This is a genomic window from Heyndrickxia sp. FSL K6-6286, assembly GCF_038630395.1.
GTDB lineage: Bacteria > Bacillota > Bacilli > Bacillales > Bacillaceae_C > Heyndrickxia > Heyndrickxia oleronia.
Map to the genome: position 1 here is coordinate 1,937,593 of NZ_CP152029.1, position 12,038 is coordinate 1,949,630.

At 35.2% G+C, this 12,038-nt stretch carries 11 protein-coding genes; 6 read left to right on the plus strand and 5 right to left on the minus strand.

The window, feature by feature from the left end; genetic code table 11:
- Positions 1 to 4: 4 nt before the first annotated feature.
- Entirely contained in the window at positions 5 to 1,354 is a 1,350-nt protein-coding gene (gcvPA, locus tag MHI39_RS09755) for an aminomethyl-transferring glycine dehydrogenase subunit GcvPA (RefSeq protein WP_058002195.1), read from the plus strand.
- Entirely contained in the window at positions 1,347 to 2,804 is a 1,458-nt protein-coding gene (gene gcvPB, locus MHI39_RS09760) for an aminomethyl-transferring glycine dehydrogenase subunit GcvPB (protein WP_058002196.1), read from the plus strand. The genes gcvPA and gcvPB overlap by 8 nt, the downstream gene beginning before the upstream one ends.
- Positions 2,805 to 2,932: 128 nt before the next feature.
- Here gcvPB and MHI39_RS09765 read toward each other — a convergent pair whose 3' ends face one another.
- The gene (locus MHI39_RS09765) at positions 2,933 to 3,313 is read right to left on the minus strand and encodes a rhodanese-like domain-containing protein (RefSeq protein ID WP_058002197.1); all 381 of its coding nucleotides are present in this window, start codon (positions 3,311 to 3,313) and stop codon (positions 2,933 to 2,935) included.
- Between the two features lie 428 nt (positions 3,314 to 3,741).
- On the opposite strand from MHI39_RS09765, the gene MHI39_RS09770 reads away from it, so the two are divergent.
- Positions 3,742 to 6,303 (plus strand): vitamin B12-dependent ribonucleotide reductase, encoded by a 2,562-nt coding sequence (locus tag MHI39_RS09770; protein WP_342541180.1) that lies wholly within the window; start codon positions 3,742 to 3,744, stop codon positions 6,301 to 6,303.
- A 361-nt stretch (positions 6,304 to 6,664) separates the two neighbouring features.
- Here the strand turns inward: MHI39_RS09770 and MHI39_RS09775 are convergent, their stop codons facing one another.
- The gene (locus MHI39_RS09775) at positions 6,665 to 6,943 is read right to left on the minus strand and encodes a hypothetical protein (RefSeq protein ID WP_058002199.1); all 279 of its coding nucleotides are present in this window, start codon (positions 6,941 to 6,943) and stop codon (positions 6,665 to 6,667) included.
- Between the two features lie 4 nt (positions 6,944 to 6,947).
- Between MHI39_RS09775 and MHI39_RS09780 the strand changes: the two genes are divergently transcribed.
- Both MHI39_RS09780 and MHI39_RS09785 read left to right on the plus strand, forming a co-directional pair.
- Positions 6,948 to 7,241 carry a hypothetical protein gene (locus tag MHI39_RS09780; RefSeq protein WP_342541182.1) on the plus strand — a complete coding sequence of 98 codons (294 nt, stop codon included), beginning with the start codon at positions 6,948 to 6,950 and terminating at the stop codon, positions 7,239 to 7,241.
- Between the two features lie 1,208 nt (positions 7,242 to 8,449).
- Positions 8,450 to 9,427: a site-specific integrase gene (locus MHI39_RS09785; protein WP_333728197.1), complete on the plus strand. Its 978-nt coding sequence runs from the start codon at positions 8,450 to 8,452 to the stop codon at positions 9,425 to 9,427.
- A gap of 621 nt (positions 9,428 to 10,048) precedes the next feature.
- Here MHI39_RS09785 and MHI39_RS09790 read toward each other — a convergent pair.
- On the minus strand, positions 10,049 to 10,609 hold the full coding sequence (locus MHI39_RS09790) for a DUF3967 domain-containing protein (RefSeq protein WP_333728196.1): 561 nt from the start codon (positions 10,607 to 10,609) through the stop codon (positions 10,049 to 10,051).
- A 199-nt stretch (positions 10,610 to 10,808) separates the two neighbouring features.
- Complete coding sequence (locus MHI39_RS09795) at positions 10,809 to 11,243, minus strand: HTH domain-containing protein (RefSeq protein WP_333728195.1); 435 nt, start codon at positions 11,241 to 11,243, stop codon at positions 10,809 to 10,811.
- Between the two features lie 99 nt (positions 11,244 to 11,342).
- Here MHI39_RS09795 and MHI39_RS09800 point away from each other — a divergent pair, with 99 nt between their 5' ends.
- Positions 11,343 to 11,798 carry a hypothetical protein gene (locus MHI39_RS09800; RefSeq protein ID WP_333728194.1) on the plus strand — a complete coding sequence of 152 codons (456 nt, stop codon included), beginning with the start codon at positions 11,343 to 11,345 and terminating at the stop codon, positions 11,796 to 11,798.
- A gap of 26 nt (positions 11,799 to 11,824) precedes the next feature.
- Here the strand turns inward: MHI39_RS09800 and MHI39_RS09805 are convergent, their stop codons facing one another.
- Positions 11,825 to 11,974 (minus strand): hypothetical protein, encoded by a 150-nt coding sequence (locus MHI39_RS09805; RefSeq protein ID WP_342541186.1) that lies wholly within the window; start codon positions 11,972 to 11,974, stop codon positions 11,825 to 11,827.
- Between the last annotated feature and the right edge of the window lie 64 nt (positions 11,975 to 12,038).

Genomic DNA, 12,038 nt, shown 5'->3' on the forward strand with positions numbered 1-12,038 from the left:
ATATATGACAAAGCATCGTTATCTACCGATGACAGAGCAGGATAAGAAAGAAATGCTTCAAACAATAGGGGTTGACTCTGTTGATGAGTTATTCAGTGATATACCAGAAAAAGTCCGTTTTAATGGATTATATAACATAAAAGAAGCAAAATCTGAAAGCTCCTTACTTAAAGAATTAAGTCAAATGGCAGCAAAAAATATGGATGTAAAGCAAAATATTTCATTTTTAGGTGCTGGTGTTTATGATCACTATATACCAACGATTGTTGATCATGTCATAAGTAGATCTGAATTTTATACGGCGTATACGCCATATCAACCGGAAATTTCTCAAGGTGAATTACAAGCAATATTTGAATTTCAGACCATGATATGTGAATTAACAGGTATGGATGTAGCAAATTCATCTATGTATGATGGAGGAACAGCGTTAGCCGAAGCAGCAATGCTCAGCTGTGGCCAAACACGTAGAAAAAAAGTCCTTATTTCTGAAACTGTTCACCCGGAATCACGTGAAGTCTTAAAAACATATGCAAAAGGTCAGTATATTGATGTGGTTGAAATTCCACATGAAAATGGTGTGACAGATATAAAGGCATTAGAAAGAGAAATTAATGAAGATGTAGCAGCAGTGATTTTACAATACCCTAACTTCTTTGGAAGAATTGAACCATTAAAAGAATTCGAGCCTATAGTCCATCAACACAAAGGTTTATTTATTGTTTCGAGTAACCCTCTAGCATTGGGTGCTATTACCCCTCCAGGAAAGTTTGGTGCAGATATTGTCGTCGGCGATGCGCAAGTGTTTGGCATTCCACAAAGCTTTGGAGGTCCACATTGTGGGTACTTTGCAGTTACTAATAAATTAATGAGAAAGGTGCCAGGACGATTAGTTGGAGAAACAGTTGATGAAAATGGGAAAAGAGGCTATGTATTAACTCTTCAAGCCCGTGAACAGCATATTCGCCGAGATAAAGCAACATCTAATATATGCTCTAACCAAGCATTGAACGCATTAGCAGCTTCAGTAGCCATGACAGCCCTTGGAAGAAAAGGTGTGAAAGAAATGGCGGTTCAAAATATCCAAAAAGCCTGTTATGCGAAAAAAGCATTTTCTCAAAATGGTTTTGAACTTGTATTGGATGGACCAAGCTTTAATGAGTTTGTCGTGAAATTAAATAAGCCTGTTAAAGAAGTAAATAAACAATTACTTGCAAAAGGAATTATTGGTGGGTATGACTTAAGCAAAGATTATCCGAAAATGGTTAATCATATGTTGATTGCTGTTACTGAGTTACGTACAAAAGAGGAAATTGATCAATTTATTAAAGAATTGAGGGATAGCCATGAATAAGGTGGATCAACCATTAATTTTTGAACTCACAAAACCTGGCCGAATCGGTTATAGTCTTCCTGAACTTGATGTTCCTAATATTGACATTAGTGAATATTTTTCAGCTGAATATATTCGTGATGAGGAGCCCAATCTACCAGAAGTATCTGAATTAGATATTATGCGTCATTATACTGCTTTATCAAAGAAAAATCATGGTGTAGATTCTGGGTTCTATCCTCTCGGTTCATGTACGATGAAATATAACCCTAAAATAAATGAATCTGTTGCTCGTTTTCCAGGATTTGCTCATATTCATCCACTCCAAGATGAAGACACAGTTCAAGGTGCATTAGAATTAATGTATGATCTTCAAGAGCATCTTATTGAAATAACTGGTATGGATGAAGTCACTTTACAGCCTGCAGCTGGAGCGCACGGGGAATGGACGGGATTAATGATGATCCGTGCTTATCATGAAGCAAATGGTGATGTAAATCGAACGAAAGTGATTGTACCAGATTCTGCTCATGGAACCAATCCGGCATCAGCTACAGTAGCAGGTCTTGAAACGATTACTGTAAAGTCTAATGAGAATGGATTAGTAGATTTAGAGGATTTACGAAAATTAGTTGGTCCTGATACAGCTGCATTAATGTTAACCAACCCAAATACTCTTGGGTTATTTGAGGAAAATATTTTAGAGATGGCTGAAATTGTTCACGGTGCTGGTGGAAAATTATACTATGATGGGGCAAATTTAAATGCTGTCCTTTCGAAAGCACGTCCTGGCGACATGGGATTTGATGTTGTTCATTTAAATCTGCATAAAACCTTCACTGGACCACATGGTGGTGGTGGACCAGGTTCAGGTCCGGTAGGTGTGAAAAAGGATTTAATTCCATTCCTACCTAAACCAGTATTGGTTAAGGAAGGCGATCGATATACATTTGAATATAATCGTCCACAATCAATCGGTCGTGTAAAGCCATACTATGGAAATTTTGGCATTAATGTTCGAGCATATACATATATCCGAACAATGGGACCTGATGGACTAAAAGCAGTAACAGAAAATGCAGTAATCAATGCCAATTATATGATGAGAAGATTAGCAGAATACTATGATCTTCCGTATGATCGTCACTGTAAGCATGAATTTGTTCTTAGTGGGAAGCGCCAAAAGAAATTGGGGGTACGTACATTAGATATTGCCAAGCGTCTTTTAGATTTTGGTTACCATCCACCAACTATTTACTTCCCATTAAATGTTGAGGAATGTATGATGATTGAGCCTACAGAGACAGAATCGAAGGAAACCTTGGATGCTTTTATTGATGCAATGATTCAGATTGCGAAAGAAACAGAAGAAAATCCTGAGATTGTGCAAGAAGCTCCACATACTACAGTCGTAAAACGTTTAGATGAAACCTTAGCTGCCCGTAAACCAGTTTTAAGATATGTAAAATAATATAAAATAAAGGCTTTTTTCTATAACTTTGCTGCCTGTAGTTGGGTTTTTACAAAAGCAACAAACTATATGAAAATAGCCAAAATAAAAGACCTCTTTTTTAATGAAGAGGTCTTTTTACTTATAAGTTATTTAGATTTTATTTTTCCAGTCCATTTTTTAAATCCGCCTTGTAATTGATAGAGCTCACGATAGCCTTTTTTATAAAGCATTTGGGCAGCTCGTCCACTACGCATTCCGCTTTGGCAATATAAATAAACGGGCTTATCTGGACGGATTTCTTTCATTCTCATTTTTAATTGGGAAAGAGGGATATTTCTTGAACCTAGTATATGTCCTCCATCAAACTCATTTGCTTCCCGTACATCAATTAATTGCGCTTTCCTATAACCTGCTTTGAACTCTTCTTCACTTAAAGTTTTTACCGCTTTCTTTTGGGAAAAATAATTAAAAAGAGTGTATGCAATTAAGGCTATGATTACAATAATAAGAAAATATAAACTTCCCACTAGTCTTTCTCCTTTCTACGAGGTAACACTATCTTCTATTATATTCATCAATAGACTTGGAATCAAAACTTTTTCATATAAAAATTTTTTATTTTCATTTTTTATGTGTTCAGAGTAGATATCATCGGGGTTTGTACAGGGATAATATTATGCAACCAGTAAAATTGATTGAAAATGTTCCTTTTTAATACTAAAACACATTTTTTCTCCTTTTTTCTACTTATTTTATTTGTTTCATGATTTGACAAAAAAGAACAATGTTAAACACTTGCGCAATATATAGTATTTGTGGTAGTGGTTCAGATACTATATATTGTATTTTGTTGTTGATTTTCAATGGTTGGTTATGGTAACTTTATTAAGGAGAAAACAACGAGAATAAAAACTTGTAGGAGTAAAATGATAGAAAGATAGAGGGAGTTGTCTATATGTCTGTTGCGTTAACAAGTGAATTGAAAATTAACGAGGAACAATTAAATAAAGCGATTAAATTGTTTCCTCAAGTACATCCAGTGACCCCTGATATGCGCATTACCCATAAAGGTGTTTCACGTTTAGTAATGATTGATCGTTATTCATTTAAAGATACGGAAAAGATCACATTAGCAGAGGGAGACTTCGTTGTCCTGACGATTAAAGAAGATCCAAAATTTCCTGCACGTGGTTTAGGGTTTATCAAACATATTAATTGGGAACAGAAAACTGCTGATGTACAAGTGGACGAAGAATATCGCAGTGCTTTAGATGATCCGAAAGAAATGGAATCTGGATTAATAACAAGACCACTAGATATTATCGAAAAACCATTAGAAGTGTTTTATGAGCAAATTGCTAAAAGGAACGCAACAGGCTTAGCTTCAGTAGAAAAAACAGAAGAAAAACGTCAAGAGTGGTTTGAAAAGTTTTATCAAGAGCTAGTAAACTTAAATTTTGTACCTGCTGGACGGGTTTTGTATGGTGCAGGGGCAGATACTGAAGTTACTTATTTTAATTGTTATGTTATGCCTTTTGTTCCTGATTCTCGAGAAGGTATATCTGAACACCGTAAGCAAGTTATGGAGATTATGAGTCGTGGTGGCGGTGTGGGAACAAACGGATCGACTTTACGCCCAAGAAACACATTAGCAAAAGGGGTCAATGGTAAATCCTCAGGTTCAGTTTCATGGCTTGATGATATTGCAAAGCTCACTCATCTTGTAGAACAAGGTGGATCAAGAAGAGGCGCTCAAATGATTATGTTGTCCTCATGGCATCCTGATATTGTTGAGTTTATCATTTCAAAGATGCAGAACCCGAGAATCCTACGATTTTTAATAGAAAACACAAAGGATGAATCGATTAAAAAACATGCGAAGGACAAGCTGAAATTCACCCCTTTAACAGAGCAAGAAAAGGCGATGTATCAAGGGATTATTAATTATAAGACAATCCCTGGATTAGGTGGTTTTAGCGAAAGCATCATTAAAGAAGCGGAAGATAAATTACGTGAAGGCGGAACATACACGGTCCATAATCCGGAATTTTTAACTGGTGCGAATATATCCGTTTGCTTAACGAAAGACTTTATGGATGCAGTTGAAAATAATGAGGATTATGATTTACGCTTCCCGGATGTTGAAAATTATAGTGCCGAAGAAATGGAACTCTACAATACGAAATGGCAAGAAATCGGCGATGTTCGCGAATGGGAAAAGCTTGGTCATAAAGTGAGAACCTATCGCAAAATTAAAGCAGAGGAACTTTGGAACTTAATCAATATATGTGCTACTTACTCAGCTGAACCAGGGATCTTCTTTATCGATAATGCGAATGACATGACAAATGCCAAAAGTTATGGACAAAAAGTAGTAGCGACAAATCCATGTGGTGAGCAGCCACTTGCTCCATATTCTGTCTGTAATTTAGCAGCCGTCAATTTAGCTGAGATGGCGAACAAAGAAACAAAGACAGTTAATTTTGATAAATTAAAGCGTACCGTTGAAATAGGTGTACGCCTTCAAGACAACGTGATTAATGCAACACCTTATTTTCTTGAACAAAATAAAAAACAAGCATTAGGTGAACGTCGTGTAGGACTTGGTGTTATGGGCTTAGCAGACTTATTGATCTATTGTGAAAAGGAATATGGTTCAGAAGCAGGGAATCAACTAGTAGATCAAGTAATGGAGACGATTGCAACGACTGCTTACCGTACATCAATTGAGCTAGCAAAGGAAAAAGGTAGCTTCCCATTTTTACAAGGAGAAACTACTGAAGAAACGAATCAATTACGTGAAGCATTTATTCATACAGGATTCATGAAGAAAATGCCTGAAGATATTCGACAATCGATCTTAAAACATGGAATTAGGAATTCCCATTTATTAACTGTCGCACCTACTGGATCTACTGGTACTATGATTGGTTGTTCAACTGGCCTTGAACCTTATTTCTCATTTACGTATTATCGGAGTGGACGTCTTGGAAAATTTATTGAAGTAAAAGCAGAAATTGTTCAAGAATATTTAACAAAAAATCCAGATGTAAACCCTGAGCAATTACCTGAATGGTTTGTTACTGCGATGGAGTTAGCCCCAGAAGCACATGCTGATGTACAATGCATCATTCAGAGATGGATTGATAGTTCAATCTCAAAAACGGTTAATGCACCGCGTGGCTATGCCGTTGACCAGGTTCAGAAGGTGTATGAGCGTTTATATAAAGGTGGAGCCAAAGGTGGAACGGTATATGTAGATGGAAGCAGAGACTCCCAAGTATTAACATTAAAAGCTGAAGAAAATCAAGTAGATGATGGAATGACATTGGATCGCTCCAATGATAAACAAAACGTTGTGCTGGTAGATACAATTCAAGACTTAAGATCAACAAGTGTAACGATTGGTTCTGAAATTGGCAATACATGTCCGGTATGTCGTAAAGGAACAGTCAAGGAAATCGGTGGTTGTAATACATGTGATAATTGTAATGCACAATTAAAATGTGGATTATAAGTAAGTTGAAAGAGATGAAATGTAGCTTTGAAATAAAAGTCACGAAGCTATTGCCTTAAAAATCATTTCTCTAGGGCTTGTGTTATTAAGCAAAATCAGACAAAAGATTGTGATTCAATTTACTTAAAGTAACGGAGCTGGTTAGCTGAATAAGAGGTTAAAAGCAATGAGAAGAAAAAGTAAACTCATTTTAAGTCAATTAAACTGATTGAAAACAATGTTTTTGTCACATATTGTTTAGAAATTCATTATGTTTTCAAGCGAGCTATAGGAATGTGTGTTTAGCTCGCTTGAATGCTTACTTAATGGAATTTCATAGTAAATATTAAATTGGTGCTTGGATCAACGTTAAAAACAAAATCTATACGTTTCCTTCTTCCAAATCAAATGGGGCATCACAAGAATATATATCACTGAAAAATCCCATATAAGGAATGTCGTCCTCTAAGCATTTTACAAGATACATAAACGCCTCGTCACACATTGGATCGTTTTCATTATTTTTCATTACCTCAAACGTGTCTACGATATTTTCCATAATAGCTGTGTTAATAAATAATGGTAATTTATTTAGCATATGATCAGCAATTTCGGTTTCGGACCTATATCCGTCAAGAGCTATATTAAAGTAATCATCCATAACGTTGGATTATACATATGTCAGTGATTATGTTCCTAAAGAATTTAGAAATCTTGTAAAATGTTTCTTTGATGATGCTAGACTTATTGAGGAATACTGGAGAATGGTTCGAATTGATACATATCGGATTAGAAATATTTGGTTAGATGACGAAGAAATTTTACATACGGCTATTCATTCATTTAAGCAAATGATTAACAAGTTAAAGAAAGGAAAAGTACATAACCCTATTGCCTATTTTAAAGGTGTTTTAAACAAGCAAATTTCTAAAGCTTATTGCCCTGATTTATGCGGTTAAAATCATAGGGTTATTTGAAATGCCTTTTTATTCGCCATAACGAAATTTTATGGCTGCAAATAGAATTGATTTTCAAGTGCTCAAAATACTAGAAAAAATACTATTTTTTTCTAAAAAGTTTGATATAATCAAGATAAGTTTTTTAATTTTTGTAGCCCTTGTACGTTTCCGTACCATTGTGTACGTGCTGAATGAAGCTGGGCAGAAGATAATCGAAAGACCTTCATAAAAGGCTGTTAAACAGTTTGCTTTTATACTTTCCCACTAATGTGAGCTGAAAGATAAAAAGCGTTCTAGTGGATAAACTAGAACAAAAGACTTCATGAGTACATGAAGAAAAATTATAAAGTTGCGAAACGGGATTACTATGTCCTTTTTTAAAAATTAAATGATTACCATTTAAAATGAGCGTGTTTTTTAGAACAGGCTTTTTTATTTTATTTTTTTACTTAAAATATAGCCCATTTAGGGCTTTTAAATAGATTTTATTTTATAAGTGAATTGCTTAAAACTAAAAATAGGGGCGTTTAAGGCGTTCTGAGAGGGGATGATTTGAAATAAAAAGGTCTATGTCATGGATTGATAAAGGATAATTTTAAATGAAAAGTGAGTAGGATTTTTGTTCTTACTAAAACAGCGAGCTACGTAGTAGGTCGTTTTTTTGTTGTTTTCAATTTGTCAGCAAAGCTAATACAAGTTGACTAGTGGCGTGGATCGCAAGAGTGATAAACGTTCGTTTATTGCGACTGTCTAAGACAGGGAAATCGTCGGTTAAGACTCGGGGTTATATGGCGGTGAGGCGCGCATTACCGTCCAGAAATAAAGTGAACGAAGCGTCATGGCGCTTAGACGAAAGTCTTGCTGAATGCCGTTTACTTGGAGCGTGACGACGAAGTCGTCAACCTGCTATTACAGGGGGAAGCTTCATCTAGTACTAATAATCAAAATTGCATAGCAGGGGTGCTTTCTCTTTGCCGAACGGTTTGACGTTAGTCAAACTTGCATGATGAATTTTTCAACGAAGTGAAAAAAATTCGAATGCAAATTCGGCAAAGAGAAAGCACACGCAAAATGCCTGCTGAATCAAACGGAATCCTTCTCGCCCGTGATTTTGGGGTTGGGGGTTAATCCAGGCATTTGAGGAAGTCCAGAGGACGCCCAAAAATGCCGTTGGGCGAAGTGTGCATTTTTTGAAAAGGGGGGTAAAAATGGCCGAAAAAACAGCGAAGGGAAAATCTTCGATTATGCAGCAATTTGAAAAGACTTTTCGTCATACACGGTCTAATTCATTCGGTACTCGTGGTAGATACAAGAGCAGCTGCAGAAAGTTCATTGAGTTTCTCAATGAAAAATTCAAATTGAAAAATTTAAAAAATCTACATGACAAACATTTAGTTTCTTATATCGAGTACCGCCAAGACGAGGGGGTGGCAGCTAAAACATTGAAAAATGATCTGGCCGCGATTCGTTTTATGCACGATATGCTTCCAGAAGCAAAATACACTCTTTCGGATAATGATGGACTGAAACAAAACTATTCCGTTTCACTCGATAAGACTCCTGCAATAAAAGGGGATCGTTCATGGACCAACGAGGAGTACCGAAACATGCAAAAATTAGCCCTTGAAGTGTACCGAGACAATGGAACAGGAGCGAGAACAGCAAAAGATGTGCATAGCGTCATGACGCTATGCAGGACAATGGGTTTGAGGGTTACTGAAGCCGTCGCTATGACGCGTTCACAAGCAGAACAAGCGCTTCGAACAGGCGTTTATCAAGTAAAGAGTGAAGCGAAAAATGGTAAGTGGAGACAGGTTCCGGTTCCAATGGTTACGCGAAATGTTTTAGAAAAAAAACTGCGAGAAACTCCTCGCGGTGGTCGCTTCTTTGTTCGTGAAAATGAAAAAACTCACCTCGCGGTCAACCGTATAGAGAAGTTCTTATATAACAATCGAAAAAAAATAGAAACCCAAGAAGGTGTTGAACTGCGCACTTGGGAAAGAGATGGTGTGACACACATTAACGAGTTGACTTTCCATGGCTTACGCTATGCGTATGTACAAGATCGAGTTCAGCAAGAGATTGATAAAGGGTTTACACTAGAACAGGCTACGGAAAGAGTTACAAAAGAGGTTGGTCATGAGCGAACGGATGTTATTTATGTTTATTTAGGAGGTAAAGGTTGAGTATTTTGAATTATAATTTGTTGGTTTTACATAAGGAATGAAATATAAAAAACATATTCGCAAAGGGAAAAAAAGGGGGGGCAAGCTACGGGAGTGTGACTACACTCCCCAAAAACTACGTTTTTGACTTGGTAGGGATATTCCTACGACCTTCGCAATTATTGTCACTCATTTTTTTCAAAATTTCATGCCTATAATTGTTGTCGCTACGCTCGATACAACTCTATATAAATCCATACGTTTTATTAATTTTAGTTGCCTTAATACCGAATGTCTTCGAAGATATAAATGTTAAAGTGCCTCTTAAATGGTGAAAACACGAGCTCAATAATCTAATAGAAAGCACCTTTACTTCTCTGACCCCTAGATGGCAATCTAAGGGTCTTTAATGTTAGCCCTTATTTAAAAAAAAGGGAGAGGAAAACAAGCCTCTTAGAAAGCAAATATGAAGCTCTAAGGAGCTTTTTTTATTTAGGGGAGGTGAAATTTTATAGAATTTTATCTTGTTTTAGGAGAGTTTTTCTACTCGACATGCCACTTAAACTTATGTTGCCTATATAGAGATAAATATAAGTTAGCAAATGTAACTTTGATAGATTTAGCAGATTACTATTACTTACTCTACTGGTTTTTAGTGAATAAACGGAAGATACCTTTTCTTTTTTTACGTTCTTCTTCAGCAGCGATCATCATCTTTTTTGTTTCCTGGGTCTCACGTAAAGACTCCATCAATAATGAATCACGCTTATTCATTCGTTCTTCTATGTACCTTTGTTGTTCTTCTAATTGATTAAACAGTGCCTTATTCATCTTTATTAATTCATTTTGTTGTTCCTCAAGTGTTCCTATCCTATCAAATAATTCCTGAACTAGCTCATTACTAGAACGTATAGAAAGATCGGTGTTCTCGGTGTTCTTGATGTCGGACGGTTCCACTTTATACTTTGATGAAACAATAATCGCGGCGTTCTGCAAAGACATATTTTGCACCTGCACAAGGTTCTGAAATTTTTTTAAGACGATATGATCACGATTAAAGAACACGCGCTTGTTACCATCCGTTCTGTTGAAAAAATAACCTGCTTCTTCTAGTGCAATACACCATTTACGTAAAGTACTGTCACCTATATCTAAATCAAGAGTTATCTCTTTTGGTGAATATGGTTTTTCTGTGTTATTCATCGTTCTTTCCTCCGTCCCTTTACCGTTATTTTAATCCAAGTCTTATGTTATAGGTAGAGAACATAAATTCTCTTATCAGTTTTTGAAACAGATTATATTTTTGTTAAAACTATCTATTGCTATCACATAAGAAGAAAAAAAACAAAAAAGGGATTCTTTGCCCGATTATTTAATAAATGAGCATTCATAAAGCGAATGCTCATTTATTTTGATTCAGTATAAAATTAAGCATGACTAGATTAACACATATTTTTAATTCTATTTCCTTTTTTATTGATCCATTTTCTTTGAAATTTAATAAATCATCTTCCTCTACATTTATCATTTTAGCTATATTTCTAATAGATAATTGGAACTCTTCGATTAATGTATCTAACAATATGTGTACTCTTTCGTTTGCTTCCATACCTGGAAGACCATAATTCAACATAGCAGAAATGTATTCTATTTTTTCCTTTTCATCATTTGTTATTTCCTCATCTTTTACATTATTTATTTTGCTTATAGGGATATTAAGTAACTTTGATAGTTGTTCAGGTTTTAAATCAAAGTTTTTTAATAAAATATGGAATTTTTCTTTATAAACATCAGAATTTTGATCGGATACACTTGAGTTTCTAAAATCTCCAAACATTGGAATCAATCTCCTTAAATATAAAAATATTGGAATTTTCTCTCGTGATAGTATATACTTCTTTTTGGAAAAAATAAACACTATTGGATGTAATTTCTGATGAAAAAACTTTTTTTAATCGTTGCTTCACTTTTACTAACATTAGTTATTTTTGCTCCAATGACTAATGTTAAAGCAGTAGAAAATAATGATGACTCTCAAGAAGTTACAACTATAAGTATACCAATTTATGAATATCCAGATAATAATTTTAGAGCTGCTAAGAAAGAAATTGCTAAAGCGAATTTTCATGTAGATAGTAGTAATAGAATTGTATATGAGGTAGTAATGAATAAAGGATATACATTTGAATCTTTTAGTGGTTTGATTATGGTTACAGATTTGACAAGTGGTTTATCTCAAGGAAGATTTACTATTTCCGGAAAAAGTGGTTCCGTTCAAATTGCTAAGCTTAAAAATCATCAGTTTTATGCATCAATATCAGGTGCTGTAAAAGCTAAAAATGGATTTGGATATTCGTTTGATGGAGCTCATTTAAGATGGATTTACAAATAATTTAATAGATCAATATAAAAGAGCATTCATAAAATGAATGCTCTTTTATATTTTACTGGCTCGAATTTTACAGATTGTTCGATTTGCTTATGTAGTGTCTTCCCTTGTTCAAGGAGTTCATAGGTACTTTTCAAAAGACTGTCTATATCGGGATATCCAGTTAATTTAAGCTTCATTTTCTCACTCCCGTAGTATTAGTGAATTTAGTCTATCAAATTATAGGCAGAAAACAAACTGGAG

Coding starts and splice junctions, on each gene's coding strand:
- MHI39_RS09785 (WP_333728197.1), top strand. CDS start 8,450: ATGGCCGAAAAAACAGCGAAGGGAAAATCTTCGATTATGCAGCAATTT.
- MHI39_RS09800 (WP_333728194.1), top strand. CDS start 11,343: ATGAAAAAACTTTTTTTAATCGTTGCTTCACTTTTACTAACATTAGTT.
- MHI39_RS09775 (WP_058002199.1), bottom strand. CDS start 6,943: ATGGATGATTACTTTAATATAGCTCTTGACGGATATAGGTCCGAAACC.
- MHI39_RS09770 (WP_342541180.1), top strand. CDS start 3,742: ATGTCTGTTGCGTTAACAAGTGAATTGAAAATTAACGAGGAACAATTA.
- MHI39_RS09790 (WP_333728196.1), bottom strand. CDS start 10,609: ATGAATAACACAGAAAAACCATATTCACCAAAAGAGATAACTCTTGAT.
- MHI39_RS09795 (WP_333728195.1), bottom strand. CDS start 11,243: ATGTTTGGAGATTTTAGAAACTCAAGTGTATCCGATCAAAATTCTGAT.
- MHI39_RS09805 (WP_342541186.1), bottom strand. CDS start 11,974: ATGAAGCTTAAATTAACTGGATATCCCGATATAGACAGTCTTTTGAAA.
- gcvPB (WP_058002196.1), top strand. CDS start 1,347: ATGAATAAGGTGGATCAACCATTAATTTTTGAACTCACAAAACCTGGC.
- gcvPA (WP_058002195.1), top strand. CDS start 5: ATGACAAAGCATCGTTATCTACCGATGACAGAGCAGGATAAGAAAGAA.